Here is a 26,665-nt window from a genome sequence, read left to right as displayed (position 1 = left end):
GATAGGTCAGGAAAAACCATGCTCATCCAACTTCCCAGTGGTTCGCCGGAGCCACAGGGACCGCAGAACGCGGATCAGGAAGCTACATTCGAAGCTGGGCTTCGCCGCGATCTCGCGAGCGCTCCGATTGTTTCGTACGACACGATGCTGGGTGGTCCCGCTAAGCGCGCAATCGATATCACAATTGCACTGATCACGACGCCGATTTGGGTCCCGCTGCTGTTGGTCGCTGCGGGCGTGTCGAAGCTCCGTGATCGCGCTCCGGTATTCTTGAGGGATGAGCGCATCGGTTATGGCGGTCGTTCGTTCAACTGCTACTCGCTACGCATGTCGCCGACCGTCAAGGCGGATGCCGCTGAAGGCGCGATCGCCAACGATGCGGCTGAAAAAGTTGCGTCACGCAGAATTCGTTGGCGCAATGCCTTTGAGCGTTTGCCGCAGATGCTGAATGTCATTCGCGGCGATATGGCGATCGTAGGCCCAAGCCCGCTGTCGCGTGCGCAGCTCGAGCCGATGAAGTCAGCGCGGCGCTATTATCTGAGTGCGCGGCCTGGCGTCGTTGGCATCAGCACCATCATCGGCGGCAGCGGAGATCCCAGCCAGCACAAAATCTACGCGATGTCGTGGGCGATCACGACCGACGCGCTGATTTTTTGGGATGGCGTGCGTGCGCTCTGGGATGGCCGCGAAGAGCTTTGGAAGCCGAGCTTCACCCAGGCAAAGCCGGGCCAAAGCACCAGCGGCATCGTCGTTCGCCGCCGCTCGTGATTACGATACGCTGTAGTAGGACTTCGACTCGTTGAAGTAGAGCGAGTCCGTGTGCGACTGCCAACGCGGCAGGACGTAGTTCAGCGCAATACCTAGAATGTTGCCGCCTGCGGCCTCCGTTTGCGCGACGGCGGCGCGCATCGCGCCGATAGGCGTCCGGCCCGCGCGTGCGATTAGAACTGTCGTATCAGCGCGGCCAACCACGATGCGCGTTTCGGCGACCGCCAGGATGGGCGCGCAATCAAGGATCACCAGGTCGTAGTGGGCGCGCAGTTCATCGATGAGGTTGCCCATGGCGTCCGAACCAAACACATCGCGCGGCGTGAAGCCTGACGCGGCGATCGGCAGAACGTGTGCGTCGGAGTTGGGGTCCTTGATGATGGCCGAGCGCCATGGCGCTTCGCCAGCAAGCACCTGCAGAATGCCGACATCGGTCTCGATGTCGATGACATCGTTGATCGACTGTTTGCGCAAATCGCAATCGACAACGCAAACCTTCTGGCCTGACATCGCCGCAACGCGTGCGAGGCACATCGAGATCGTGGTTTTGCCTTCATCGGGCAGCGCTGAGGTAACCGCGACGACTTTCGAGGAAACGTCGAGTTTCGAATAGACGATCACGGTGCGCAGGACGCGGAGCGATTCTGTAAACGCCGACATCGGGCGGCCCACAAGGTAGCCAGACGGATGGCGCTCCGCCGGCGGCATCTGGCGCATCAAGCGCTTGGAGATGGTCGGGATCGACGAGATCGATGGTACGCCCACCTTCGCCTCGAGGTCGTCGGCATTCTTCACTGATTGGTCGAACAACTCGGCGATCAAGCCGGCGCCGATGCCAACGAGGAGCCCCGCCGCCAGCATCATCAGCAACGCAAACCGCAGTTCCGGTGATGAAGGTTGGCCCGGAAGCGTCGCGGCCGAAAGCAGGCGCGTGGTCGGTGAGCTCAGCTGCGATTGGTCGGCGGAGTTTTGATAGCGCTCCAAAAACGACTCATAGAGCGAGCGCGCCTCTTGAGCTTGTTGCTCCAAATCGCGAAGGCGCTGCTGCGAGGCGGCGTTGTTGGCGCGCGCGGGCGCTGGCGCCCTGCTGCGGCGCGCTTGCTGAAGCGATTGAACCCGAGAACGAGCGCGCGTGAGCTCGCTTTCCATGCTCGATTGAGTGCGTTGAAGCTCGCGTTCGATCTGTGCGTCGACGTCGCGGCGTTCAGCTTGGATAGCCTGCACTCCTGGGTGGGTCGGCAGATAGCGGTTTTCCAGATCCTCTTGGCGGCGGCTGATGTCGGCCTCGCGCTCACGCAGCGAATTGAGTGTCGCTGAATTGGCGGCGCTCGCCAGAGCGTCCAGTGGGGCGCCTGAAGAGCGCAGATCGAGGAATTGGCGCAGGCGTGCTTCACGGTCGGCCAGTTCACCCTGCGCTGCGGCGAGTTGGCCGGCGATGTTCTCGATCGGCTGTTCGATGGCCACTTCATCCGGCGAGCCGATGCCCGACTCAAGGCGGAAGGTGTTCAGCGCGTCTTCCTTCGTTTGAACATCTTCGCGCAATTCGGCCAACCGACGTGACAGCCATGAGTTCTCGCTCATGGCGTCGGTGGCGCTCATGTTAAGTTGGCTGGCGAGGTAAACGTCGGCGTAGGTATTGGCGATCAGCTGCGCGCGCTGGGCGGTAGAGGAGTGCGCGGTGATTTCGATAATTCCAGTCGGCTGCGGTGTTACGGTGATGGCGCGCGCCAAATCTTCTGTGAGGCCTGGCGTCTGTTGCCCGCCCGTTTGCATGCCTAAAGCGGCGGCGAGCTCATCCATCAGCGCCGGTGAACGCAGCAGCGCAACTTCAGCGTCTATCGGTGAGATTTGTGTCGCGGCCGTGGTCGCAGGCTGATTTACCATCAGCATCGCTGTCGCGGTGTAAGTCCGCGGCTGCAGCATAATCACCGCGAAAGTCAGCACGGCTGCGACAGCTGCGCCGATCGTGATCAACCACATACGCCGACGGAACATGTTCTTCGCCGCCGTGAGGCCGATCATATCTGCGAGACCGCGCGGCGTGTCCTTGCGCGTGTCCAATGCTGGATCCTTATTGACCACGTTCATATGGTTCACGCGCAGCCCATTTCTTGGTGCTCGAGATGACAGCGGGAGACGCCATTAAGCTTAGCATCGCAGCAAAGCCCATGTCGTCATGCGGCGAGACCATGCATGTCTCGCGCCGCGCGAACGTGTCGAAAAGAGCGCGTCAGCGCCCTTAGTTTTAGAAGAGGCGCTCGCCGATGCGGACGGTATCGCCTGGCAGAACCGGCGTCGCGACCGTCAGGTCATACGCACGTTCGACATTCTCATTCGCGCGACGAATGAAAACGCGCGAGCGGTTCGCGCGATAGGTGAATCCACCCGCCGTCGCGACGGCGTTCGGCACGGTGAGATTGGCCGAATAGGCATACGTGCCTGGCCGCTGAACCTCGCCGAGGATGAAGAACGGGCGGTAATTGGTTATTTCGATCGCGACGCTGGGATTGCGCACATAGGTCCCGAGCGCGGTTTGCAGCGCTGATGTGAATTCAGGAACGGTCAAACCGCCCGCGCGGATCGAGCCGACCAGCGGATAGGCGATCGTACCTTGCGATCCGACAGTAAATGGCCCGGTTAGATCAGGCTCATTAAATACGGTGATGCGGATCTGATCGCCGGCGCCAAGGCGATATTCGGCGGGCGCGCCGAGGTCTTCGGAAGCTGGCGCCATTGTGGAGCAGGCGCCCAGTGCGCCGGCGCCGGCAGTAAGCGCCATTGAACGCAAAAACGCGCGACGGGTGTGCCAGATTGGCGATTTCATGAAGTGCGATCCTCGTCGCGTTCCTACGCTATCGCCTAGAAGAAGCAAGGCAGGGGCCAACAAGCATTCCGTGAGCTGTGGCAAATATTCTACGCGCCGCCGCCGGTATCGGAATGTGCGAAAAATAACCAATGAGTATCGCGTTAGCCATGGTGCGATCCAAAAAAGCGTAATTCGGGAACTGGATTGCAGCGCACCGTGCCCCGGTGTTGTGATCAGCCCTTGAGCGTGTTGCGGCTCTTTCAAAAACCTAGAGTCCCCGTCGCGAGATTTCTCGACGGCCGGGTAGGCTATGCCGTCGGCGACATTCACGGCCGTTCTGATCTTCTGAGCGACATGATCGCGACGCTTGAGGCGCGTTCGATCGCCGACACCCGCTTGGCGGGCCCGCCCTTGGTTGTCTTCCTGGGTGATTATGTTGATCGGGGCCGTGACAGCGCCGGTGTGCTTGGAATGCTGGCGGCCGGCCGTCCGCGCCACTGCGAATGCCGCTATCTCCGCGGCAATCACGAGCACTCACTGCTGGCGTTTTTGGAAAACCCGTTGGCAAATCGAGGTTGGGTGCTGCAAGGCGGCGCCGAGACGATGATCTCCTACGGCGTGAGGCCACCGGCGTTCAACGGCGCGCGTGAAGATTGGCAAAAAGCGGCGGACGATCTCCGCGCCGCCATGCCCGAAGCGCATGTGGAATTTCTCGCCGGCCTTGAGCGCTACGTCGAACTTGGCGACTACGCCTTCGTTCATGCGGGCGTTGATGACACGCTATCGTTGAAAGATCAGACCGACGAAGCGCTCTACTGGAGCCGTGCTGCCTTCATGGCCTCCAAGCGCCCGTTCTCGCACCGGGTTGTTCACGGTCACACGCCGGTGGACCAACCCTATGCTGATAGCCGCCGTATCGCTGTGGATACCGGCGCCTATGCGTCAGGTGTCTTGTCGGCCGCCCGGTTCGAGGGGCAGGGCGTGAGCTTTCTCTCAGTCCGCCGGCCGATGGTGACCGTTTCGACGCCGTCCCGAACCGTTCTGGCCGAGCAGGTCGACCGGGGCTAGGCGCGGCGCGAGGTCCGCTTGTTCGAGCGCGCGGCGCGGTTTACACCCCGCACACGAACAGGAGATCGCGGCATGGCGCAGAGCGGCGCGCACGGAAACATGGACATCAGCGACCAGAAGGCGACCTTTGGCGGGTTTCTGGCGGCGACGGTTTGGGGCTGTGGCCTGACCGCGCAGATTGTGGCGTTGCTCACTTTGGCATTCGCGATCGGCGCTGGCTGGTGGGCGGGGCTCGCGGCGTTCGTTGTTATCGGCGTTGCGCTCGGTCTGTCTTTCCGTCTCTCGGGAGTTTATTGGGCGGTGCAAGTGGCGCTTTGGGTGCTGATGGTGCTCGGCGGCCTCATCATTCCCGCCCTGACCAGCGCAGCGGGCTGATCGTTGAAGATCGCCGTCCTCAAGGAGAGCGCGCCTGGGGAGACCCGGGTCGCGGCAACGCCGGAGACGGTCAAGAAGATCGTTGGACTTGGGCATAGTGTCACCGTTGAAGCGGGGGCAGGTGCGCGCGCGAGTTTTCCGGACGAACAATTCAAAGCCGCTGGCGCCGAGATCAGCGCTGACGGTGGGATTGGCGCTGCTGACCTCGTCGTCAAAGTGCGGCGACCGTCCGATGCGGAGATCGGTAAGATCAAGGCTGGCTCCGGTTTTGTTTCTTTGCTTGAGCCGTACGGCGATAAAGCGACCATCGATGCGCTCGCGAAGGCTAAGATCGAGGCGCTCGCGATGGAGTTCATTCCGCGCATTTCTCGAGCGCAATCGATGGATGCGCTTTCATCGCAAGCGAACCTTGCCGGGTATCGCGCGGTGATTGAAGCGTCGGCGCTCTATGGTCGCGCATTTCCGATGATGATGACGGCGGCAGGCACGATTGCCGCTGCGAAGGTCTTCATCATGGGGGTTGGCGTTGCGGGGCTCCAGGCGATTGCAACCGCGCGCCGCCTTGGCGCTGTTGTTAGCGCGACTGACGTGCGGCCCGCTACGAAGGAGCAAGTTGCTTCGCTCGGCGGTAAGTTCATCGCCGTTGAGGACGAAGAATTCAAACAGGCGGAAACTACTGCGGGTTACGCCAAGGCGATGAGCGGCGAATATCAGGCCAAGCAAGCCGCGCTCGTTACGGAGCACATTGCCAAGCAGGATATCGTCATCACTACGGCGTTGATCCCGGGGCGTGCGGCGCCAGTGCTGGTTACTGAGGCGCAAGCTAAATCGATGCGTCCAGGGTCTATAATTATCGATCTCGCCGTTGCTCAGGGCGGCAATTGCCCGCTCTCGAAACCGGATGAACTCGTCGAAGTTGGCGGTGTGAAGATCATGGGTTTCACCAATCTGCCGGCGCGACTGGCGTCTGATGCGTCTTCGCTCTACGCCAAGAACTTCCTCGCGCTGCTGCCATTGCTGGCGGACAAGGAAAGCAAAGCGTTCGCGCCGGCTTGGGATGACGAAATCATCAAAGGCGCCATGCTGAGTAAGGGCGGCGCCTTGGTGCACCCGCATTTCGCGCCGAAGACAGCCGCATGAACGACGTTGAATTCGCCAAGCGCTATTACGAAGCGTGGAACAAGCGAGATCTCGACGCCATCTGCGCGCTCTACGCTGACGACATCGAGTTTTCCTCTCCCTACATCGCGGCTCTAGGCTTTTCGCCGGACGGCGTGATCCAAGGCAAAGACTTGCTGCGTCTTTATTTCGAGAAGGCGCTCGAACGTGCGCCGCAGCTCACTTTCACCCCGGAAGTTCTGCTGGTTGGTGCGCGCGGTCACACGCTGATTTATCGGAACCACCGCGGCGAACGTGCTGCGGAAACCCATGAAACGGATGGCGTCGGCCTCGTCATCCGCGCGGACGCGACCTACAGTACCGAATAGGTACAAAGGAGTGCGCATGGCCGGTCTTGTTCGCAACGCGACTTTCGCGGCGCTTGCTATTGTGGCTCTCGCAGGTTCGCCCGCAAACGCTCAATCGGCAAGCGCGGCCCAGGATTTGAGCTATTGCGCCGGCGCCGTGGCGGCTCACGCCAACCTCGATGTTCTAAGCTATCCGCAGGGCGCTACAGGCGCATGGGCGCCAGTGCTGGGTCGCATCCTTGATGCGCTGAACCGTGAGCCTGGCGTGGAGGGCATGACTGGCCGTTATGCCGCCAGTGCTTCGAAGGGCTATTGGCAAGAGCAACCTACCGCCCAGCGAACGGCGGCCGCGAATGAGTGCCGCACTCGTTTCGCTTCGTAACGGGGCTCGCGACTACCGGTTGACCTGACGCGAATTCCGCCTCTTAGTCCTAGCGCCGAATCCGCCCAATTGCGCATCGGGGAGCCCATGGAAGCGGTTGATCCGTTTGTATTCTATCTCGCCATCTTCGTGCTGGCGATTTTCGTTGGCTATTACGTTGTCTGGTCCGTGACACCGGCGTTGCATACGCCGCTCATGGCCGTCACCAACGCCATCTCATCCGTCATCATCGTTGGTGCGCTTATCGCCGCCGGCGCCAGCAGCCTCACTGAAGGCGGTTGGGTTGCAAAGGGCGCTGGCGGCCTCGCTGCGGGTCTGGCTGCGGTGAACATCTTTGGCGGCTTCCTTGTCACCCAGCGCATGCTGGCGATGTACAAGAAGAAAGAGAAGAAGTGACGTGAGCCCGGCCGACTGGCGCGCACTGATCGAAGCTTATCTTGAAGGCCGGCTGTCAGCTGAGGCGTTCATGCGCCGCTTCGTCGACGGCTGGCGAAGCGGCGGCGCGGTTCCGCGCGCCATCGCCGCGATGCAAACGACGGTCGAGGCCTTCGAGGCGGAGGTGATCGATGCAGGCGAGGAGGGGGCGGTCAGTGACGACGAACTGCGCCAGGCTGCGCAGGCCGCTCTCGCCAATCTTTCCGAAGAGCCCTCTGTCGCGCCTCACACCTTCGACCGGACGCGCGCACGCGAGGATATGCGCCGCTTTCAAATCCAAGCGCGAGGATGCGCCGGCCTAGGCTGCGTTATCGCCCTGGTTTGGGTTGGACTTTGCGTGCTGCAGATCAATTTCGTGATCGAGTGGATCCACACCAACCTCATCGACAATGTTTGGCTGTCGGCGGTGCTGGGCTTCTTCATCGCGTTCGTGCCGATCATCGGCAACATCATCGCGTTTCTCGGCGCCAGCGCCGCCGGTTGGCCGACTTGGCTCGCCGCAATCGTCTTTTTCGCTGCACCCGCAGTGACGTTTTTTTCCGGCTGGTCGCGCTATCGCCAGTTTGGACCACCGAGGGGCTGACATGAACGCTGATCTCGCAGCATTGCTGTATCTGGTGTCCGGGGTGCTCTTCATCCTGGCGCTGCGCGGCCTTTCGAGTCCCGAGACGAGCCGTCAGGGCAACAATTTCGGCATGCTCGGGATGGGCATTGCGATCGTCACAACGCTGTGGCTGATCGGGCCGGACGCGACCACGTGGGCCATTATCCTGGCGGCGATTGTTATTGGCGGCGGCATCGGCGCCGTTATCGCGCGTTCAATCAAGATGACGGAGATGCCCCAATTAGTGGCGGCGTTTCACTCCCTGGTCGGTCTTGCCGCTGTCGCCGTGGCGGCGGCGGCGTTCTACGCGCCTGAAAGCTTCCACATCGCGGCTGAGGGCAATGTTGGCGCATACCTGTTGCGCACGCCCATCCATCTGCAGTCGCTGATTGAGCTTTCGCTTGGCACTGCGATTGGCGCGATCACGTTCACGGGGTCGGTTATCGCGTTTGCGAAGTTGAATGGAAACATGTCGGGCGCGCCGATCATTCTGCCCGCGCGTCACATCATCAATATCGGCATCGCCGCTTTGATTGGTTTGTTGATCGTCATGATGGCGCAGTCGTCCGGCACGATTGAGTGGCACTTTTGGGCGCTTGTCGGTCTCTCATTGTTGATTGGCGTACTGCTCATCATCCCGATTGGCGGCGCGGATATGCCCGTCGTCGTGTCGATGTTGAACTCCTACTCGGGTTGGGCGGCGGCTGCGCTTGGTTTCACGCTGGAAAACGTGGCGCTGATTATCACCGGCGCGCTCGTTGGCTCTTCGGGCGCAATCTTGAGCTACATCATGTGCAAAGGCATGAACCGAAGCTTCATCAGCGTCATTCTTGGTGGCTTCGGCACTGCTGATGGTGGTGCGTCTGCGGGCAAGGTCGAAACCCGCCCGGTGAAGCAAGGCAGCGCCGACGATGCAGCCTTCATCATGAAGAATGCGAGCAAGGTGATCATCGTGCCGGGCTATGGCATGGCGGTCGCGCAGGCCCAGCACAGCGTTCGCGAAATGGCGGATATGCTGAAGAAGGAAGGCGTTGAAGTGAAGTACGCCATCCACCCCGTCGCTGGGCGTATGCCGGGCCACATGAACGTTCTGCTCGCCGAAGCGAACGTGCCTTATGATGAAGTCTTTGAACTCGAGGACATCAACAACGAGTTCAGCCAAGCCGACGTCGCTTATGTGATCGGGGCCAATGATGTCACCAACCCGATCGCAAAAACCGACCCGCAGTCGCCAATCTATGGCATGCCGATCCTCGATGTCGAAAAGGCGAAGACGGTGCTCTTCGTGAAGCGCGGTATGGGCTCCGGCTACGCCGGCGTCGAAAACGAGCTCTTCTTCCGCGACAACACAATGATGCTGTTCGGCGATGCGAAGAAAATGACGGATGAGATCGTCAAGGGGCTCTGAATTTGGGCTTGGCTATTTCCGTGGGCATGCTCGCGGACCTTCTCGTCAATGACGAGGAGGGCGCTGAGTGGTTTGAAGAAGATATCGCCAAGCTCAACGGTGTCCTGGCCACAGCGGGACGTTCGCCTCACAAAGAGCCGCGCGAAACCGATTCAATCGGTATTGGCGCTTACGGCTACACAGGATTGCACCATTTGCGCCGGTGCGCCGCGCATCTGCACTATGTAGGCGCATTGCCTGCGCCTTTGAAGCGCGACGAAGACGTCACGCTTGATGAACGCTATCAAACTTATGGCGCTGAGTTTGAATCCGAGAACGCTGGCGCCGAGCCGGGCGCGTTTGCGCGTGCATCCTCCCGGCAGTTCGATCATCTCATCATGCATGACGATGCTGAGGGTTTTTATGTCCCGCAAGATTTTGACCGGGTCCTGATCGCCGGTGATCAGGCTTATGGGTGGGTGGGCTCGAGTTACGCGCTGATGCGTGAGTGCGCCAAGTTGGCTGACGCGCTGCAACTTCCGGCCGACTTGTTGGCCAATGGCGAGGGCGCTGCCTTCGCGGATGCCATCAAGGCGACGGCTAAGGGCGGTTGGTCTCTGTTTGGAAAAGGCAAGCCAATCCTTTGGCGTGAGCACGCTATCGCATCGATGTTATGCGCAAAACTGCACGCCGCCGCCTCACATTCGATCCGAACCGGCTCTTTAGTCGTGTTCTGCTAGGAGACGATGGTGGCAAGCGTGAGACTAAAACCCATCGCTGTCGGCGGTCTTGTCGTCATTGTCGTGCTCGCTGCGCTCTATGCCGGGCTGCATTTCTACGGCCGCGGCATGATCTATCACCCAAGTCATGCGGTGATTGCGCCGGACATTGCTGGCGTGCGCGCCGAGCATATTTCAACCGCCGATGGTGAGGTGCTCGTGGCGTGGTTTCACGCGCCGCGGCCGGGCCAGCCGGTAATCCTCTTCTTCGATGGCAATGGTGGCCGGCCGGAAATTCAAGATGGCCGGTGGCGGCGCATTATTGATCATGGTGTGGGATTTTTGGCCCTCTACTATCGCAGCTATTCGGGCTCGACCGGTTCGCCTTCGGAGGAAGGACTGCGTCTTGATGCGCGCGCTGGCTACGACTGGCTGATCGCTCAGGGCATCACGCCTGATGACATTGTCATTCACGGCTTCTCGCTGGGCTCCGCCGTTGCTGTTCAACTCGCTGCTGAGAAGCCAGCGCGCGCACTGATTTTGGAAGCGCCGATGACGGGAATCGATGACATCGCCCGTCAACATGGCGCCGGGGTCTTCGCTGGACTCATTCAGGATAGTTTTCGTTCGCGCGACTATATAACGCGCGTGCAGATGCCGGTTCTCATCGCACACGGGGATACCGACAGCGTCATCCCGTTCGCGCACGGCGAGCGCATGTTCGAATTGGCGCGCGAACCCAAGCAGTTTGTACGCTTCAGCGGCTCGGATCATTCAACGCTGGTGCGCGACGGCCTCTACGATCAGGTTTGGCCGTTTTTGGATGCCCATCCAGGGCTATCGGAGGCGGATTAATGGCCGAACCAAAGACTCAGAAGACCAAAGCCTCGGTCGCAGCCTTCATCGCAGCCGTTGAAGACGATACGCGCCGCAAGGATGCGAAGTCGGTCGACAAGATGATGCGTGACGTCACCGGTGAAAAGCCTGCGATGTGGGGCCCGTCGATCATTGGCTACGGGGAATACAAGATCCCGACCGGCACGTGGCCCAGGTTAGGGTTCAGTCCGCGCAAAGCGAATTTGGTTCTCTACGTTTTGGGTGACTTCAAAGGCTGCGGCGCTTTGCTCAAAAAGCTTGGCAAGCACAAGACCGGCAGGTCATGCCTCTACATCAATAAGCTTGCCGATGTGGACGAGGCCGTACTCCGCGAGCTGACCCAAGCGAGCTGGAGTCATATGAACGCGAAGTACGACTAAGATCTCACCAGATAGTGACGCGCTCGTTGGTCGGCAAATAGAGGTCATTGTCCGGCGTCACACCGAACGCCTCGTACCAAGCGTCCATGTTGCGCACGACGCCGTTGACGCGGAACTGCGGGGGCGAGTGCGGATTGGTCAGCACGAGATTTCGCATTGCTTCGTCGCGATACTTTGAGCGCCAAGCCTGCGCCCAACCAAGGAAGAAGCGCTGCTGACCCGTCAATCCGTCGCGCACAGGCGCTGCGCGCCCGCCGAGGGAGAGCTCATAAGCGCGAAGCGCCACTTGCAGGCCGCCATTGTCTCCAACGTTTTCGCCCAGTGTCAGGCGACCGTTCACGTTGAGGCCTGGCAGCGCTTCAAAGCTATCATACTGCGCCGACAGTCTGCCGGTAACGTCCTGGAACGCCGCCACATCTTGTGGGCTCCACCAATCACGGAGGATGCCGCGCGCATCGGACTTTGCGCCCTGGTCGTCGAAGCCGTGTCCCATCTCGTGTCCGATGACGCCGCCGATCGCGCCGTAGTTCACGGCAGCATCGGCGTGCGGATCGAAGAAGGGCGGCTGCAGGATAGCAGCTGGGAAGGTGATGACGTTGAGCACAGAATTGTATGAGGCATTCACCGTCTGCGGCGTCATATTCCATTCGCCGCGATCGACAGGGCGCCATAAGCGCGCGGTTGCCCAGTCATTGTTGAACTTGTTGGCGCGTTTGGCATTGCCGTAGGCGTCGTCCGCGCTGGCTTCGAGACCCGTGAAGTCACGCCAGCGGTCCGGATAACCGATGCGTGGCACGAACGCGGCGAGCTTCTCTTGCGCCACGACTTTGGTTTCCGCCGTCATCCAGGGCGATTGATCGATGCGTTGTGAATAGGCGCGGCGGAGGTTCTCGACCAACTCCAGCATTTGCGCCTTGGCTTCAGGCGGGAAGTGACGCTGCACGTAGAGCTGGCCGACAGCCTCGCCCATCACGTTGTCGATCACATCAACGGCGCGCTTCCAGCGTTCCTGTTGTTCGGGCTGTCCGTTCAGCGTGCGACCATAGAAATCGAAATTCGCTTCATCAATCGCGCTCGGTAAAACGTCGGCGCTGCCGCTGATGAGATTGAAGGTAAGATAGTCGCGCCATGTTGCGACGGGCGTTGCCAAGAAAAGCTGAGCCAATGGCGCCATGGCGCTGAGTTCGCGAACGACCACTTCCGTGGCCGCGCCCATGCCAGCCGCCTCGAGCCCGGCGTCCCACGGAAAGTTCGGTGCAATGGCGCGCAACTCGGCGCGGGATTTTAGGTTGTACGTCCGGTCGCGTTGGCGGCGATCCGCGACGGGCCAATGCAATTCCGCGATCTGCGTTTCGAGCGCCATAATGGCGCGCGCCTTGGCCGCGCCGTTCGATTGGCCAGCCAGCGTAAGAACGCGCTCGACGTAGGCGACGTAGGCCGTGCGCGTAGCTTCGCCATCGGAGCGCCGATAATATTCGCGCTCGGGCAGACCTAGGCCAGCATGTGTGAAACTCACCACATAGCGCTGCGGGTTGCGTGCATCGAGACCGGCAAAGGCCACGATCGGGCCGTTGGTCGGGATGTCGTCGCGAGCCATGGCGCGGATAACATCTTCATGCGTGCGCAGCGCCGCGATGCTTACGAGATCTTCTTGCAGCGGGGCGAGGCCGCGCGCGTTGATGGCGTCCGTATTCAGGTAGGCGTTGTAGGTTGCGGCGATCTTTTGTTGAACCGAGCCTGCGGCGCCGCCGGCGAGCGCTACTTCTTCGATGATGACGCGCTGATCTTGGCTCGCCTTTTCGCCGAGAATGACGAACGTACCCCAGCTGCGCTGGTCGTTCGGGATCTCGGTCGTGTCGAGCCAGCGGCCGTTGGCATAGCGGAAGAAATTGTCGCCAGGCTGCACGCTTGCGTCGCCTGCACTGAGATCGAGGCCGTAAGCGCCAATCGCGGCGTTGGCGCCACTTGAGCTGGCGCCACCCCTTGAGTTGGTTCCGGTAGCACAGCCAGCGGCGAGCGCGAGTGTGGATGCGCCAAAGGCGCGACGGCTAAAGCTGACCATGAAACCTCCAAGTTGACCGGATCATCCTGGCCGGGCTCGGTCGCCGCAAGATCGAAGATTGCCATCAGCCGCGTCAATCCGGGACTTGATCGCAAAGCGGCAACGAAAAAGGGGGAGCCAAGCGGCTCCCCCTTTCACAGTTCGCGCAGTCTACGCGCTTACCAGATTGTGACCCGGTCGGCCGGCGCGAGGTAGAGCGCGTCGCCCGGTTGGACGTTGAACGCTTCGTACCAGCTATCCATGTTCCGCACCGTACCGTTGCAGCGATAGACTGATGGTGAGTGCGGATCGGTCAGGATTTGGTTGCGCAGGGCGGCGTCGCGGATGAGGGCGCGCCAAGCTTGCGCCCAACCGAGGAAGAAGCGCTGATCACCGGTGATGCCGTCGATCGTTTCTGCGGGCTGGCCGTTCAGTGAGAGCTGATAGGCGTGACGCGAAACTTGCAGGCCGCCGTTGTCGCCGATGTTCTCGCCGAGTGTGAGGCGACCATTGACGTGGATGCCTTCGAGCGGCGTGAACGCATCGTATTGCGCAGCCAGGCGGTCCGTCACTTGCGTGAAGGCAGCAACGTCGTTGGCGTTCCACCAATCGCGCAACACGCCCTGAGCATCAGACTTTGCGCCTTGGTCGTCGAAGCCGTGGCCCATTTCGTGGCCGATGACGCCGCCGATGGCGCCGTAATTGACAGCCGGGTCAGCGTTTGCATCGAAGAAAGGCGGTTGCAGGATGGCGGCTGGGAACACGACTTCGTTGAACGTCGGATTGTAGTACGCGTTCACGGTTTGCGGCGTCATGAACCACTCGTCCTTGTCGGTCGGGCGGGCCAAGCGTGCGAGGTCGAAGTTCCAGTCGAAGATGCCCTGACGCTTGGCGTTGCCGAACGCGTCATTGGCTCGAACTTCAAGCGCTGCGTAATCGCGCCAGCGATCCGGGTAGCCAATCTTCGGACGGAATGTCGCCAGCTTCTCGCGTGCCGCAACTTTCGTCTCGGCTGACATCCAGGTGAGGGCGTCGATGCGTTGGCCGTAGGCCGTGCGCAGATTTTCGACGAGCTCCGTCATTTGCTGCTTCGAGGCCGGCGGGAAGTGACGCTGCACGTAGATCTGACCGATGGCTTCGCCCATCGCGCCATTGACCGCCTGCACGGCGCGCTTCCAGCGCTCGCGCTGCTGCGGCTGGCCCGAGAGCGTTGTGCCGTAGAAGGCAAACACTTCCGCATCAATGTTGCTGGGCAGCACCGCTGCATTGTTACGAACGAGGTGATAGGTGAGGTAGGACTTCCAGGTCGAAACCGGCGTCGCCATGAACAGGTTCGCAAGCGGACCCATTGCCGAAAGCTCGGAGATCACAACTTCTTGGACACCGCCGAGGCCGGCTGCGTCGAACGAAGCGTCCCACGGGAAGTTCGGCGCCAGTGCGCGGATCTCGGCGCGGGTCTTCAGGTTGTAGGTGCGATCGCGATCGCGCCGATCGGCGATCGGCCAGTGACGTTCCGCGATCTGCGTTTCCAGCGCGACGATGCGGCGTGCTTGAGCGCCGGCGTTGCTTTGGTCTGCGAGTGTCATCAGGCGCGTGATGTGCGCTTCGTACTCGCGACGGATGTTCGGGAACTCGCCGTCGGTTCGGCGATAGTATTCACGCTCCGGCAGGCCGATGCCCGCGTGCGTCATCGTGCAGATGTAGCGGTTCGGGTTGCGGTCATCGAGGCCGACATAAACCGCGATCGGAGAATTCACCGCGATGCCCGGTGTTGCGATGAAGCGGATGACTTCTTCGTGCGTGCGCAGCGCTTGGATGGCGGCGAGTTCGCTTTGCAGCGGCGTGAGGCCTGCAGCATCGATCGCCTGCTGGTTCAGGAACGAGTTGTAGAAGTCTGCGATCTTCTGTTGGTTCGTGCCTGGCGCGCCGCCGGCAAGAGCAACTTCTTCGATAATGACGCGCGCGTCGTTGTCGGCCTTTTCACGCAAGATATCGAACGTGCCCCAGCGCGTACGGTCGGCGGGGATTTGCGTGTTGGTGAGCCACGTGCCGTTGGCGTAACGGAAAAAATCGTCGCCCGGCTTCACGTTCAAATCGCGCGCAGTGAGATCGACGCCCCATGCGCCGATCGCTGCAGGCGCTCGCGCTGGAGCCGTTTCGCCGGTTGTGGCAGCGCCCGTTGCACAGCCGGCCAACAGTGCGACTGACGACGCGCCCATGGCGCGGCGAGTCAACATCATCATCTAGTACCCTCCGAAAATTCAGTTCGTTATTCTGCCGCAGCCACTTTGCGACGGCCCCCGTAAAGGCGTCCGTAGAAGCCAAACGTGCCGCCGACCGCGCGCTTAATATCGAGGCCGATCATGTAGAAGACAGGCGTCAGTATCAAGGTCGCAGGCATACAGATCAGAACGCCAAACGCCAAGCTGATGACCATCGGCTTCAAGAATTGAACGATGGCCGCGTTCTCCAAAATCATTGGCGAAGTGCCGATGAATTCGGTCACCGATGTGAGGAAGATCTGCCGGAAACGCGACACCGAGGCCTCTGTGATGCCGCGTTCGGCCGTGACTCGCATGACTTGGAAGCCCATGCCTTCGAGTTCTTCCGCCCGCTCGCGGTATTCGGGGCCGTCGCTCATGGTCGACGACGTTTTCAGCTCGATTGGGCCCTTTTTGAACCCGTGCTCCGCCCCTTCGATGATCATCTCTTCGTGCGGCTCAAGATCGGGCGCGATGCCCACGTACTCGACCACTTGACCATTCGGGAGCGTGATTTCGTGCGGCTCCCAGGCGCCGTCCTCGGGCAATGCCGGACCGGTTCCTTTGAGACGTAGCGCGAAGTAGCCGCGGATCTGGTTACAGCGGTCCACGAGCACGACGTTGTCGTTCACGACGACGCCGATGGCGGCGATCATGCCCAGCCACGAGAACAGCGCAAAGCTGATCCCAAACATCAAGTGGCCCAGCAACGCCCCGACGATGGCGAATGGAATTACGCACAAGATCATGAGCGGCTGCGCGTATGAGCGGAACGTCACTGCGAGCAGGAAATAGATCGCAGCAAACGCCAGCGTCATCAGCATCAGGAACTCGTTCATGAATTCCTGTTGGCCCTCGGCTTCGCCAATCGAGCGGCGCGACACGGTGGTGTAGCGGGCTTCGAAGTTCGGCCAGAAGTCGCTGTCGAGCGTGCGCATGATGTCATTGCGCGCCTCGGCGTTGACCAGATCGGCCGTGACCAGGATCGAGCTTTGACGTTGGCGCCGATCAAGGCCGGTCACGCCTGGCGCAAATTCCCACGTCGCCACTGCCGCGAGCGGAACTTCACGGCCATCTGACGTACGGATGCGGAAGGAGCCCAAGCTCTCCAGAGTACGCCGGTCATCGCGCGGATAACGAACATAGACGCGAACGTCATCGCCGTTACGCGGCAAGCGCTGCGCTTCTTCGCCGAAGTACGCTTGGCGCACTTGGCGCGTGATATCCACGAGCGTGATGCCAAGTTGTTCGGCGCCCGGCAGCAGATGGAAGCGCAACTCTTCGTTAGCCGCATCTTGGCTGTCGCGAACGCTGGTGACGCCCTCGAATTGCAGCAGGCGCGCCTTCAACTCTTCAACCGCGATCTCAAGGTCTTCCTTGTTGTTGCTGATCAGCGCGAGATCGATGCTGGGCGAGCCCGATCCGGAGAGTGAAAAGCTGACCTGGTCGGCATCGGGCACCTCACCCAGCAATTGCTCCAGGCGCTCAGTGATGTGGCGCGAGCGCATGTCCGGGCGCGTTTCCGGCGGCGTGAGGCCGACGTAAGCTTGGATCGTGTTCTCGTCGATGAACTGGCTCCACGAGCGCACGACGCCGCGTGATTGTTGGCCGGTCAGGGGGTCTTCGTAAGCTTGCTCTTGCGTCTCTTCCTCTAGTGCTCGACGTGCGGCGTCGAGTTGCGCGCCAACTTGCTCCATGCGTGAGAACGGCGTTGTTTGCGGCAGCGTGATGTTGGCCATCATGAAGTCGCCTTCGACTTCGGGCATGAACGTCTGCTTCACGCGACCCGAGACCATCAGGCCGACGCCGAGCACCATGATGACGAGAAAGATCGCCCAGGTGAAATAGCGCAGCTTGACGGCGCCGCGAACGAGCGGTCCGTGCAAATGCTCCGCAACCCAAAGCACCGAGTGCGCACACTTCTGCTGGATGCGCATCAGCCGATCCATCACAGAGTTTCCGGTTGGGTTCGGCTTTGTAACGTGCGCCAAGTGCGCCGGCAGGATGATCAAGCTTTCGATCAGCGAGAAAATCAGCGTCGAGATCACAACCATCGAGATCGCGCTCGTAAACTGACGCACTTCGCCCGAGAACATCATCATCGGCGCGAACGCGATCATGGTCACGAACACCGAAGCAACGAGGGGTTTTAGCACCATTTGCGTCGCAAGGATTGCTGCATCGGCGCCGTGGTGACCTTTCTCGGCGCGTTCATAGACAGCCTCGCCGACGATGATCGCGTCGTCGACCATGATGCCAAGCACCAGCAGGAAACCGAACACGCTCATGAAGTTCAGCGAGACGCCGATGTAAGGCAGCAGGAAGAACGAGCCTGCAAAGGCCGTCATAACGCCAAGCGTCGACCAGAACGCCACTTTCGGATGCAGCGTCAGCAGCAGCAGGAAGAAGATGAGGAAGAAGCCCTGTGCCGCGTTTTGGAAGAGCAAGCCCAAGAGCTCGTTGTAGCCTTCGGACTCGTCGTTCACGATCGTCAGCTGCAGGCCTTGCGGCAGCGTCGTGCGGAACTCTTCGAGCGCTTCATCGACAGCCTTCGATGTGTCCCAGATGTTGAACTGGTCCGCTGTCTGCAGCGCCACCAGCATCGCCGGCTCGCCGTTCATGCGTGAGTAAAGGTTGCTGTCGACGAAGCCGTCGCTCACGGTGCCGACGTCGCCAACACGCACGATGCCGCCATCCGGCGTCTGCCGAATGATGATGTTCTCGAAATCAAGTTCCGTGTCTGCGAGGTTGCGAGCCTGCAGTTGGAAGTTGCCGTCAGCGGTGCGCACCGCGCCTGCGCCCGCATTGACTGAGCTCGACCGGACCGCGCGTGCGACGTCGTCGAATGTCAGGCCAAAGGCTTGCAGCGAAGCTTCAGAGACTTCGATCGAAACTTCTGGGGGGCGAGCGCCCCACACTTCGGTGTTCGCCCCGCCCGGAAGCAGCGAAATCGTATCGCGCAAGCGCTCAGCGGTGTCTCGCAGTGTCCGTTCATCGACGTTGCCGTGAAGGCCGATAATGAAAGAGGCGTTGCGGCCAACCTGGCGCGTCACACGGATCGGATCCATGCCCGAGGGGAGGCCGGAAATCGATTCCACGCGCGAGCGCACTTCCTGCGTCATCGCGTCGATATCGGCGCCTGACTCAGACTGAATGCTCACCCAGCCGAAACCTTCGCCCGAACGCGAGCGCACCCAGTCAACACCGTCGAGGCCAGCGGTCGCTTCCTCGATGCGGATGATGACCTGGCTTTCCATGTCTTCGGGACTGGCGCCGGCCCATGAGGCTTGCACGTAGACGCTGTTGTCGCGTCCTGGCGGCCAGAACTCCTTCTCCATCTTGTTGAAGGAGAAGATGCCCGCGACGACCACGAAGACCATCAACAGGTTGCCGGCGACGGGGTTGTGCCCCCACCAGGCGACGAGGCCCTTCAGCATAAGACTAGTCCTTCAATCCTCGCGTCGGCGAGGCGGAGTTTCAGTTAGCGGCGAATTTCGAGTTCTTGTTCAGACGGCTGCGCCGGAGGTGTAGCGGCCGGCGTCGTTTCGCCTTCGCGGTCGATCGGCGTCACTTCCATCCCTTGACGCGGAGAGGTGAGCACAGAGACCACCACACGCTCGCCGTCGGCCAATCCTTCTCGGAAGAGCACTTCGTCGGCGGTCGTTTGAGCGGCGCGCACCTGACGCACGTCGATCGTGTTCTGCGCGGTCACGACATAAACGAACTCGTTACGCTTCAGAGCGCTACGAGGCGCTGCGACGAGCGTTTCGCGATTTGAGCCTTCGAGGCGCGTCATCACGAACATGCCTGGCGCCAGCGGTGCGGTGTGACGCGCGCTAAATGGATCTCGCACTTCGACGACGCCGTAGACGAGGCGCGTGCGCGCATCGACGGAAGCTTCGGTGCGCACTAAGCGGCCTTCCCAAGCCTGGATGCGGCCGCCCGTCACGCTGGTGACGTGCGCGGCGGGGCCGGGGTTGGCGGTGCTTGCGTTAAAGCCAACCGGCAAATGCATCGATGCAAGGTCGGCGTCCGTGAGCGGAACGCGAATTTCCATCGAGTCCGTCGAGAACATCACGGCGACCGGTGAGCCGGGGCCGACATAGTCGCCGACGTTCGCGCGGCGCTCGCGCACGCGGCCTGTGAATGGGGCGCGGATCGAGGCGCGGTTGAGATCGAGTTCCGCCGAACGCAACGAGGCCTCAGCAGAAGCCAGTTGCGCGCGCGCTTGCGCCAATTGCGGCTCGCGCACCGCAAGTGGCGGCGCTTCACCGCGGCCAAGTGCTTGCCAATCTTGGCGTGCGAGTTCGCCTTCGGCTTCTTCGCGTGTAAGCGCTTCTTGCGCTTGGGCAACTTGCGCTCGCGCGCGCACGACGGCGAGCTGGTAGTCGGCTGCATCGATGCGCGCCATGACTTCGCCTTCTGTGAAGGAGCCGCCTTCGGCAAATTTTGGGCTTGCCCAGACGACGCGACCGGCAACTTGCGCTGCGAGTGTCGCTTCAACGCGCGGGCGCGCTTCACCTTGAACGCTGACCGAAACCGTGGTCGGGCGTGCATGCGCGACCGCGAATTGAACGGCCGGCGCGTGGGGCGCTTCGCCTTTTTCCTTTGCCTTCGGGCCGGTGATGACCATGAGCGCGAGCAGAACGCCGCCGCCGATAATCACCACGAGCGGCGCCGCAAAGATCACGATCTTCTTGATCGTGCCCCAGAAGCCGAGTGGCTTGTCCTCTTCATGCGCCGTTTGCGTCGTCATATTGAGGTCCATCTTGTTCATGGCGTGGGTTCCCGGTCTTCGTCGATCCCGCCTGTGCGGGCGCCGCCGCCAAGGGCGACGTGATAAGCGATGCGATTGGAGACGCGCGCGGAGCGCGCGGTGATGAGGCCGCGCTCTGCGTCGATGCGGCGCGTGTAGGCGTCGATAAGCTCGAACAATGTTGCGACGCCGCGTGCGTACTCGCGTTCCGCGAGCGCTTGCGCCTCGCGCGCTTCGTTGGCGGCGATCGTAAATTGCTCTTCGCGCACTTCCAGAGATTGGTCGGCGCTAATCGTGCCTTCGACTTCGCGCCATGCGGCGATCGAAGTGCGTACATATTCTGCAGCCGCCGCGCGGCGATCGGCAACGCTGGCGCGCGACTCTGAAATGAGTGCGCCGCCGTTGAAGATGGGCATGGTAAGACCGGCAACCAGGTTCGACACCATGTTCACGCTGTCGTCGATTTCGTTGAGGCTTTGGCCGCTATTGCCGGCCGACGCACGAAGGGTCAGTCGAGGCAACATTGCCGCCCGGGCTTCGTGAATACGAAAGCCAGCGGCGTTCAGGCGGTGTTCCGACGCCAAGACATCGGGTCGACGCTCAAGCAAGTCAGCTGGAGCGCCCGCAGCTGCAAGCGGGGCGAGCTGCGGCAGCTCGCCATCTGCGCGTAGGGAGCCATCGGGATAGCGCCCCATGATTTCCTGCAAGCGGCGCGATGAGATCAGCAGGGAGTCTTGTGCCTGGGCTTGACCGGCGCGCGCTGAAGCCACTTGGCTGCGTGCGGTACGCAAAGCGAGTGACGTCGCGATGCCTGCATCATAGCGACGCTGAGTAAGATCGAGCGCGCGTTCGCGGGTCTGCAAGTCTTCTTGCGCTAACGCGAGCAATTGCTGTGCTTCGATGAGATCGACCCAGGCGCGTGACGATTGGCCCGCGACCGAGAGGCGTGCGTCGTTCAGATCTTGCCGCGCCGCGTCGGCGCTTGAATCGGACGCGAGCGCGCGCGCGGTGAGGCGGCCCCAAAGATCGATCTCCCAGCTCGCCACGACGCTGGAGGTCATGAACTCGGTGCGAATGCGTTCTTCAGTCCCTGTTGGTTCTTCGGTGCGCGCGCCGTCCGCGCCGATGCCAAGGCTTGGAAGCAAGTTGCCGCCGAACGAACCGCGTGCGCGCCAACGCGCTGCGCGATAGCGGGCTTCTACGATTTGAAGGTCTGGGCTGCCTGCCAGCGCTTCGCGCGCCAGCGATGACATCTCTGCAGAGTTGAGATCATCAAGCCATGTTGCCGCGGGGGAAGTGGCCAGCTCAGCTGCCCGTTCGGCGCCGATCGCGTCCGCCGCGACATAGCTGTCCGGCTCGGGCGGCAGGTTTCGCCCTGCGCACGATCCGGCAAGGGTCATCAACCCCACACCGACCAGAAGTCGAACCCCGTTTTTCATGTTCCCTCACGACCCTCGCTTAGTCGCCACCCTCTCGAAAGTCAATAAATCTGTATTGAAAATCGATAAGGATTGCGCGGCAGACAGCTTGGGCAGTCCTCTCCCGTTAACGGTGGGATGCCAGCGCCGAGGTTTTTGGATGCGCCACGCGTGCAGGTACGACGAAGCGCCAAATTCCCACGACGAACTGCTCCCGGCGTTGGCGCCTTTAGAGATGACGTTTGGACTGGGCTCTTGCCGACAGGTTTGCTTGCGCGACTCCGCAACGCAGCCCTAAGCCGGATTGAGATGGTCATGAACCGCCTTGCCCCGCCTCGATTGCGACTGGACCGGTTGCCGGCCGCCACGTGGGCGGCGGCTGGTCTTGCTGTGCTCGCGGCATTTTTGGCGTTCACAACCAGCCTCAGCGCAGCAGTGCTCATGGTGCTTGCGGGAGCGGCGAGCTATTGGGCGCTACGCGAGCGTCAGCGTTTCGTGATCTCTTCGTCACCGGGCGACCAGATTGGCTTGATCGATCTAGGCCAGCTCACGCCTTTGCTCGAAGCGCTTCCCGATCCTGCATTGTTGATTGACGCCGAGAGCCGGATCGTGGGCTCCAATGCTGCTGCGCGTCGTCAAATGCATTTTGAGGCGCGCGGTCAGTTTCTAACGTCGATCTTGCGCCATCCAGACGTGCTTGAGGCTGTGCACGCGGCGGTTCGTGAGGGCGCAACGGGCGCGGTTGAATACGAAACGCCTGCGCAAGTTGATCGCCATACACGCTGCTATGTTGCGCCGGTGACGTGGGGCGCTGATCGCGCGGCAATGCTGGTTTTTCACGATCAAACGGCTAGAATCAGCACCGAGCGGATGCGCGCCGATTTCCTCGCCAACGCCAGCCACGAGCTGCGCACGCCTCTGGCCTCGCTCACTTTGCTTATCGAAACGCTGGCCGGCCCCGCGCGCGATGATGCTGCGGATCGTGATCGCTTCCTTGGCATGATGCAGATCCAGGCCGATCGCATGCGACGGCTCATTGACGATCTGCTTTCGCTATCGCGGATTGAACTTGATGAGCACGTGCCGCCTTCGGATCGCGCAGATCTGGCGGCGGTCGCGCGCGAAGTGGCGGACTCGCTTAGTCCGTTACTCAAAGAGCGAAAGATCAATCTCGATCTCAACGCGCCAGCAACGCCCGTGCGTGTCGTGGGTGAACGCTTTCAGTTGGCGCAAGTCGTCCAAAATCTCGTCGACAACGCGGTGAAATACACCCCGGATGGCGGCGCGGTTCGCATGGAAATTGCGGCGTCCGGCGATCGCGAGGAAACATCGGCGCAGGCTGGCCGGCGCTGGGAAGAAGCAGGGCGCGTGGCGCTTTTGACGCCTGCTGCAGCGGCAAATCGCTCGTATGCCTTCATTCGCGTGGAAGACGCCGGCCCCGGCGTCGCCAAGCGCTTTTTGCCTCGTCTGGGCGAACGCTTCTTCCGTGTCGAACGCGAAACTGGTTCCGAGCGCGGCGGCACGGGGCTTGGCCTCGCCATCGTTAAGCACATCGTGAACCGCCACCGCGGCGGGTTCCTTGTTGAAAGCCAGCCTGGGCGCGGCTCGGCGTTCGCTGCCTATGTCGAATTGGCGGAGGAGGACTGATGAAACGCTGGGGCGGTTTCACATCAGTGTCATGGAACGTCCCTACATACGGCCCGCATAAGGCACGGGCAGATTCCCCGCGCACGAGCTCTGGGCTAAGGGGTCGATTACCATGGAATTTTCCGCCGCCGGTTCCGAGCGCGCCATGAGCACCGGCCCCGCCATGACAGCCCCTACGGTCCGTGCCGCCGCCGGTTCGATCACCGGTTCGCCGGTGAAGATCGCGGCCCGTGACGTGAACGTGTTCTACGGCGACAAGCAGGCGCTGTTCGACGTCTCGATGGATATCCCCGATCGCGCCGTGACCGCCTTCATCGGGCCCTCAGGCTGCGGCAAGACCACCTTCTTGCGTTGCTTCAATCGTATGAACGATCTGATCGACAATTGCCGCGTCAGCGGCTCGCTGCAGATCGAAGGCAAGGACGCCTACGCAAAGAGCGTCGATGCGGTCGTGCTGCGCACCCGCGTCGGCATGGTCTTCCAGAAACCGAACCCGTTTCCCAAATCAATCTACGACAACGTCGCTTATGGCCCGCGCATCCACGGCATGGCGAAGTCGAAGAAGGACATGGACGAAATCGTCGAGAAGTCGTTGCGCCGCGCCGGCCTCTGGGAAGAGGTGAAGGATCGTCTGGCCCAGCCGGGCACTGGACTGTCCGGCGGTCAGCAACAGCGTCTCGTCATCGCCCGCACGGTGGCGGTGAACCCCGACATCATCTTGATGGATGAGCCGTGCTCGGCGCTCGATCCGATCGCGACCGCGAAGATCGAAGAGCTGATCGACGAGCTTCGTGAGAATTATTGCATCGTCATCGTTACGCACTCGATGGCGCAAGCGGCGCGTGTTTCCCAAAAGACGGCGTTCTTCCACCTGGGCAAGCTGGTCGAGACTGGCGCGACCGAGGAAATCTTCACCAACCCGCGTGACACGCGCACGCAAGACTACATTACCGGCCGCTTCGGCTAATCGTAGGGCGATCATGGCTGAGCATACTGTTAAAGCGTTTTCAGAAGAGCTCGACGCGATCGCCCAAGAGGTCGCGCGTATGGGCGGCCTTGCCGAGACCGCGGTGAACGACGCGCTCTCGGCGGTTGCGCGCCGCGACACCGAGCTTGCACAAGTCGTGATCCAGCGCGATCCGAAGATCGACGCCGCGCAGCGCGAAATTGAAAAGCGCGCGATCAAACTGTTCGCGTTGCGCCAGCCGATGGCGAGTGACCTCCGCGTCGTGCTCACCGCTTGGCGGATTGCCGGTGAGTTGGAGCGTGTTGGCGATCTCGCCAAGAATATCGCCAAGCGCGCGTTGATCTTGAACCAGGACGAGCCGATTCAGCTCACGCGCAGCGTTGAGCGCATGGGAAAAATCGCCGGCGCCCACTTGAAGCAAGTGCTGGACGCCTACGCCAATAAGGACGTGCAAGCTGCGATCAACGTCTGGAACGCCGACGACAACATCGACGCCCACTACAATTCGCTGTTCCGCGAATTGCTGACCTACATGATTGAAGATCCGCGCATGATCAGCTCCTGCGCGCACTTGCTGTTCATCGCGAAAAACCTTGAGCGCATTGGCGACCACGGCACCAACATCGCCGAGTACATCCACTTCCTTGTCACTGGTGAGGAAATTGCAACGCAGCGGCCGAGAGCCGAAGCGGCAGAATAGGGCGTAGCGGCATGGCCAAAGCAACACACGTGCTGGTCGTAGAAGACGAACCGGCGTTGGCCGATTTGCTCAAATATAATCTGGAAAAAGAAGGCTACCGGGTTTCTGTCGCCAATGACGGCGAAGAAGCGTTGGTCGTCGCCGATGAGAGCGCGCCTGACCTGGTGGTGCTTGATTGGATGCTGCCTAAGGCGCCTGGCATCGAAGTTTGCCGTCGTCTGCGCGCCCGCCAGGATACGCGCAATACGCCCATCGTGATGCTCACCGCGCGCACGGAAGAAGGTGATCGCATCCGCGGGCTCGACGTCGGTGCGGACGATTATCTAACCAAGCCGTTCTCGATGAACGAATTGCTGGCGCGTCTTCGTGCCGTCATGCGTCGCATCAGGCCGGGTCTCGCCGACGATAAGGTCGTTATCGGCGATATCGTCATGGACCGCGTCTCTCACCGCGTGAAGCGCGGCGAGCGCGACGTGCACCTGGGGCCCACGGAATTTCGCATCCTCGATCACTTGATGCAGCATCCTGGCCGCGTGTTCAGCCGCGAGCAATTGCTCGACGCTGTGTGGGGTTCTGACGTCTATGTCGAAGCACGCACCGTCGACGTGCATATCGGCCGTCTTCGTAAAGCGCTCATGGTCGGAACCGAAACCGATCCAATCCGCACCGTCCGCAGCGCCGGATACGCGCTGGATGTCGACGCGGCTTAAGCGCCGACTTTTGCCGGATCGATGAGGTATTCACGCGCGCAGAATTGGCAGCGCGCGTGCAGATTTCCGTCCGGTTCGATCAATTCCTCGATCTCCGACTTCGGGAACCGCTTCATCACCGCTGTAAGGCGCTCCTCATTGCAGCTGCAGCGATCATCAAGCGGCGCGGCGTCGCCCATGCGCGCGCCTTCCTCGTGGAACAGCCGATAGAGAAGGCGGTCTGCCGGCAACGCGGGGTCGATGAGTTCTTCGTCGGTGACCGTGCCGAAGAGAATTGACGCGCGGTTCCAGTCTTCTTCGGTGTCGCCCCGCGCTTGGTCGCTGGCGAGACGTTGCATCAGAATTCCGCCCGCGCGCCACTGCGAGGGGGCAGCTCCGTTGATGACTTCGCCAACCGCGAGGCGAATGCCGGTGTCGGTTTGCTCGCTGGTGCGGAAGTAGCTTTCCGCGCACTCCGCCAGCGTAGCGCCTTCCAGAGCAACAACACCCTGGAACGGCCTCGTGTGCTCTCCGAGATCCAAGGTCAGCACCAGACTGCCCGCGCCGAGCAGTTCGCTCGGTGACATCCGATGCGCGCCTGCGAGCTTTTCCGCTGCGCCCTCGGTGAGGCGCGCATATCCGCGCAAACCGCCGTCAATGTGTTCGGCCACCAGCAGCGAGACCGGCCCTTCGCCTTGGGCCTGAATGACAAGGCGCCCGTCCGTCTTCAGCAGCGAACCAACGAGCGCGGTCAGCGTCAGCGCTTCGCCTAAAAGCATCGCAACCGGCCGTGGGTAGTCATGTCGATGCAGGATCGGGTCCAGCGCGCCCGCGGCCAAGCGCGCGATGCGGCCACGCACCGGCGAATTGTCCAAACTGAATGGCGCGATGAAATCTTCGGTGTGTTGAGCTGCAGTCAT

At 61.4% G+C, this 26,665-nt stretch carries 24 protein-coding genes; 16 read left to right on the top strand and 8 right to left on the bottom strand.

From position 1 onward, the window contains the following. The first annotated feature begins 18 nt into the window (after positions 1 to 18). Entirely contained in the window at positions 19 to 768 is a 750-nt protein-coding gene (locus tag ATE48_RS05745; protein WP_066768785.1) for a sugar transferase, read from the top strand. On the opposite strand, the gene ATE48_RS05740 is transcribed toward ATE48_RS05745, so the two are convergent. Then, entirely contained in the window at positions 769 to 2,856 is a 2,088-nt protein-coding gene (locus ATE48_RS05740) for a GumC family protein (protein ID WP_066768784.1), read from the bottom strand. Between the two features lie 157 nt (positions 2,857 to 3,013). Then, complete coding sequence (locus ATE48_RS05735; RefSeq protein WP_066768782.1) at positions 3,014 to 3,592, bottom strand: polysaccharide biosynthesis/export family protein; 579 nt, start codon at positions 3,590 to 3,592, stop codon at positions 3,014 to 3,016. Between the two features lie 336 nt (positions 3,593 to 3,928). On the opposite strand from ATE48_RS05735, the gene ATE48_RS05730 reads away from it, so the two are divergent. The 11 genes from ATE48_RS05730 (at position 3,929) to ATE48_RS05680 (ending at position 11,266) form a co-directional block, all read left to right on the top strand. Next, complete coding sequence (locus ATE48_RS05730) at positions 3,929 to 4,642, top strand: metallophosphoesterase (protein ID WP_156767617.1); 714 nt, start codon at positions 3,929 to 3,931, stop codon at positions 4,640 to 4,642. Positions 4,643 to 4,714: 72 nt separating this feature from the next. Beyond that, on the top strand, positions 4,715 to 5,017 hold the full coding sequence (locus ATE48_RS05725; protein WP_066768777.1) for an aa3-type cytochrome c oxidase subunit IV: 303 nt from the start codon (positions 4,715 to 4,717) through the stop codon (positions 5,015 to 5,017). A 3-nt stretch (positions 5,018 to 5,020) separates the two neighbouring features. Beyond that, positions 5,021 to 6,157 carry a Re/Si-specific NAD(P)(+) transhydrogenase subunit alpha gene (locus ATE48_RS05720; protein WP_066768774.1) on the top strand — a complete coding sequence of 379 codons (1,137 nt, stop codon included), beginning with the start codon at positions 5,021 to 5,023 and terminating at the stop codon, positions 6,155 to 6,157. Next, positions 6,154 to 6,504: a nuclear transport factor 2 family protein gene (locus ATE48_RS05715; protein WP_066768772.1), complete on the top strand. Its 351-nt coding sequence runs from the start codon at positions 6,154 to 6,156 to the stop codon at positions 6,502 to 6,504. Before ATE48_RS05720 ends, ATE48_RS05715 begins: the two co-directional genes overlap by 4 nt. Positions 6,505 to 6,520: 16 nt before the next feature. Continuing rightward, positions 6,521 to 6,865, top strand: coding sequence for a hypothetical protein (locus ATE48_RS05710; protein WP_066768770.1), 345 nt, complete (start codon positions 6,521 to 6,523; stop codon positions 6,863 to 6,865). Between the two features lie 87 nt (positions 6,866 to 6,952). Next, positions 6,953 to 7,261: an NAD(P) transhydrogenase subunit alpha part 2 gene (locus tag ATE48_RS05705; RefSeq protein WP_066768766.1), complete on the top strand. Its 309-nt coding sequence runs from the start codon at positions 6,953 to 6,955 to the stop codon at positions 7,259 to 7,261. Position 7,262: 1 nt separating this feature from the next. After that, positions 7,263 to 7,883, top strand: coding sequence for a hypothetical protein (locus ATE48_RS05700; RefSeq protein ID WP_066768760.1), 621 nt, complete (start codon positions 7,263 to 7,265; stop codon positions 7,881 to 7,883). Position 7,884: 1 nt separating this feature from the next. Further along, positions 7,885 to 9,312, top strand: coding sequence for an NAD(P)(+) transhydrogenase (Re/Si-specific) subunit beta (locus ATE48_RS05695; protein WP_066768759.1), 1,428 nt, complete (start codon positions 7,885 to 7,887; stop codon positions 9,310 to 9,312). Between the two features lie 8 nt (positions 9,313 to 9,320). Next, positions 9,321 to 10,031, top strand: coding sequence for a hypothetical protein (locus tag ATE48_RS05690; RefSeq protein ID WP_156767616.1), 711 nt, complete (start codon positions 9,321 to 9,323; stop codon positions 10,029 to 10,031). Between the two features lie 18 nt (positions 10,032 to 10,049). After that, the gene (locus ATE48_RS05685; protein WP_228126808.1) at positions 10,050 to 10,865 is read left to right on the top strand and encodes an alpha/beta hydrolase; all 816 of its coding nucleotides are present in this window, start codon (positions 10,050 to 10,052) and stop codon (positions 10,863 to 10,865) included. Further along, a complete protein-coding gene (locus tag ATE48_RS05680) occupies positions 10,865 to 11,266 on the top strand; it encodes a DUF1801 domain-containing protein (RefSeq protein ID WP_066768754.1) in 402 nt (133 codons plus the stop codon). The genes ATE48_RS05685 and ATE48_RS05680 overlap by 1 nt, the downstream gene beginning before the upstream one ends. A 4-nt stretch (positions 11,267 to 11,270) precedes the next feature. On the opposite strand, the gene ATE48_RS05675 is transcribed toward ATE48_RS05680, so the two are convergent. The 5 genes from ATE48_RS05675 to ATE48_RS05655 all read right to left on the bottom strand — a co-directional run bounded on the left by ATE48_RS05675 (position 11,271) and on the right by ATE48_RS05655 (position 21,763). Next, on the bottom strand, positions 11,271 to 13,328 hold the full coding sequence (locus ATE48_RS05675; RefSeq protein ID WP_066768745.1) for a M13 family metallopeptidase: 2,058 nt from the start codon (positions 13,326 to 13,328) through the stop codon (positions 11,271 to 11,273). A gap of 158 nt (positions 13,329 to 13,486) precedes the next feature. Continuing rightward, a complete protein-coding gene (locus ATE48_RS05670) occupies positions 13,487 to 15,550 on the bottom strand; it encodes a M13 family metallopeptidase (RefSeq protein ID WP_228126807.1) in 2,064 nt (687 codons plus the stop codon). Between the two features lie 26 nt (positions 15,551 to 15,576). Next, positions 15,577 to 19,005 (bottom strand): efflux RND transporter permease subunit, encoded by a 3,429-nt coding sequence (locus ATE48_RS05665; protein WP_066768742.1) that lies wholly within the window; start codon positions 19,003 to 19,005, stop codon positions 15,577 to 15,579. Between the two features lie 44 nt (positions 19,006 to 19,049). Next, the gene (locus ATE48_RS05660; protein WP_066768734.1) at positions 19,050 to 20,345 is read right to left on the bottom strand and encodes an efflux RND transporter periplasmic adaptor subunit; all 1,296 of its coding nucleotides are present in this window, start codon (positions 20,343 to 20,345) and stop codon (positions 19,050 to 19,052) included. After that, positions 20,342 to 21,763: an efflux transporter outer membrane subunit gene (locus tag ATE48_RS05655; RefSeq protein WP_083197179.1), complete on the bottom strand. Its 1,422-nt coding sequence runs from the start codon at positions 21,761 to 21,763 to the stop codon at positions 20,342 to 20,344. The genes ATE48_RS05660 and ATE48_RS05655 overlap by 4 nt, the downstream gene beginning before the upstream one ends. Before the next feature lie 294 nt (positions 21,764 to 22,057). Here ATE48_RS05655 and ATE48_RS05650 point away from each other — a divergent pair, with 294 nt between their 5' ends. The 4 genes from ATE48_RS05650 (at position 22,058) to phoB (ending at position 25,766) form a co-directional block, all read left to right on the top strand. Next, on the top strand, positions 22,058 to 23,389 hold the full coding sequence (locus ATE48_RS05650; RefSeq protein ID WP_066774632.1) for an ATP-binding protein: 1,332 nt from the start codon (positions 22,058 to 22,060) through the stop codon (positions 23,387 to 23,389). A gap of 163 nt (positions 23,390 to 23,552) precedes the next feature. Next, a complete protein-coding gene (pstB, locus tag ATE48_RS05645) occupies positions 23,553 to 24,356 on the top strand; it encodes a phosphate ABC transporter ATP-binding protein PstB (protein ID WP_083197508.1) in 804 nt (267 codons plus the stop codon). A gap of 13 nt (positions 24,357 to 24,369) precedes the next feature. Further along, entirely contained in the window at positions 24,370 to 25,056 is a 687-nt protein-coding gene (gene phoU / locus ATE48_RS05640) for a phosphate signaling complex protein PhoU (protein ID WP_066768732.1), read from the top strand. 11 nt (positions 25,057 to 25,067) lie between these two features. Next, positions 25,068 to 25,766 carry a phosphate regulon transcriptional regulator PhoB gene (gene phoB / locus ATE48_RS05635; protein ID WP_066768731.1) on the top strand — a complete coding sequence of 233 codons (699 nt, stop codon included), beginning with the start codon at positions 25,068 to 25,070 and terminating at the stop codon, positions 25,764 to 25,766. On the opposite strand, the gene ATE48_RS05630 is transcribed toward phoB, so the two are convergent. After that, the gene (locus ATE48_RS05630; RefSeq protein WP_066768728.1) at positions 25,763 to 26,665 is read right to left on the bottom strand and encodes an Hsp33 family molecular chaperone HslO; all 903 of its coding nucleotides are present in this window, start codon (positions 26,663 to 26,665) and stop codon (positions 25,763 to 25,765) included. The two genes, phoB and ATE48_RS05630, sit on opposite strands and share 4 nt — an antisense overlap.

Origin of the sequence: Candidatus Viadribacter manganicus (genome assembly GCF_001679665.1) — a bacterium.
GTDB classification, from domain to species: domain Bacteria; phylum Pseudomonadota; class Alphaproteobacteria; order Caulobacterales; family Aquidulcibacteraceae; genus Vitreimonas; species Vitreimonas manganica.
The sequence above is the reverse complement of the archived record's forward strand: the minus strand, read 5'-3'. Positions and strand labels throughout refer to the sequence as shown.

Coding starts and splice junctions, on each gene's coding strand:
- ATE48_RS05745 (WP_066768785.1), top strand. CDS start 19: ATGCTCATCCAACTTCCCAGTGGTTCGCCGGAGCCACAGGGACCGCAG.
- ATE48_RS05740 (WP_066768784.1), bottom strand. CDS start 2,856: ATGAACGTGGTCAATAAGGATCCAGCATTGGACACGCGCAAGGACACG.
- ATE48_RS05735 (WP_066768782.1), bottom strand. CDS start 3,592: ATGAAATCGCCAATCTGGCACACCCGTCGCGCGTTTTTGCGTTCAATG.
- ATE48_RS05730 (WP_156767617.1), top strand. CDS start 3,929: ATGATCGCGACGCTTGAGGCGCGTTCGATCGCCGACACCCGCTTGGCG.
- ATE48_RS05725 (WP_066768777.1), top strand. CDS start 4,715: ATGGCGCAGAGCGGCGCGCACGGAAACATGGACATCAGCGACCAGAAG.
- ATE48_RS05715 (WP_066768772.1), top strand. CDS start 6,154: ATGAACGACGTTGAATTCGCCAAGCGCTATTACGAAGCGTGGAACAAG.
- ATE48_RS05710 (WP_066768770.1), top strand. CDS start 6,521: ATGGCCGGTCTTGTTCGCAACGCGACTTTCGCGGCGCTTGCTATTGTG.
- ATE48_RS05705 (WP_066768766.1), top strand. CDS start 6,953: ATGGAAGCGGTTGATCCGTTTGTATTCTATCTCGCCATCTTCGTGCTG.
- ATE48_RS05695 (WP_066768759.1), top strand. CDS start 7,885: ATGAACGCTGATCTCGCAGCATTGCTGTATCTGGTGTCCGGGGTGCTC.
- ATE48_RS05680 (WP_066768754.1), top strand. CDS start 10,865: ATGGCCGAACCAAAGACTCAGAAGACCAAAGCCTCGGTCGCAGCCTTC.
- ATE48_RS05675 (WP_066768745.1), bottom strand. CDS start 13,328: ATGGTCAGCTTTAGCCGTCGCGCCTTTGGCGCATCCACACTCGCGCTC.
- ATE48_RS05670 (WP_228126807.1), bottom strand. CDS start 15,550: ATGATGATGTTGACTCGCCGCGCCATGGGCGCGTCGTCAGTCGCACTG.
- ATE48_RS05665 (WP_066768742.1), bottom strand. CDS start 19,005: ATGCTGAAGGGCCTCGTCGCCTGGTGGGGGCACAACCCCGTCGCCGGC.
- ATE48_RS05660 (WP_066768734.1), bottom strand. CDS start 20,345: ATGAACAAGATGGACCTCAATATGACGACGCAAACGGCGCATGAAGAG.
- ATE48_RS05655 (WP_083197179.1), bottom strand. CDS start 21,763: ATGAAAAACGGGGTTCGACTTCTGGTCGGTGTGGGGTTGATGACCCTT.
- ATE48_RS05650 (WP_066774632.1), top strand. CDS start 22,058: ATGAACCGCCTTGCCCCGCCTCGATTGCGACTGGACCGGTTGCCGGCC.
- pstB (WP_083197508.1), top strand. CDS start 23,553: ATGACAGCCCCTACGGTCCGTGCCGCCGCCGGTTCGATCACCGGTTCG.
- phoU (WP_066768732.1), top strand. CDS start 24,370: ATGGCTGAGCATACTGTTAAAGCGTTTTCAGAAGAGCTCGACGCGATC.
- phoB (WP_066768731.1), top strand. CDS start 25,068: ATGGCCAAAGCAACACACGTGCTGGTCGTAGAAGACGAACCGGCGTTG.
- ATE48_RS05630 (WP_066768728.1), bottom strand. CDS start 26,665: ATGACTGCAGCTCAACACACCGAAGATTTCATCGCGCCATTCAGTTTG.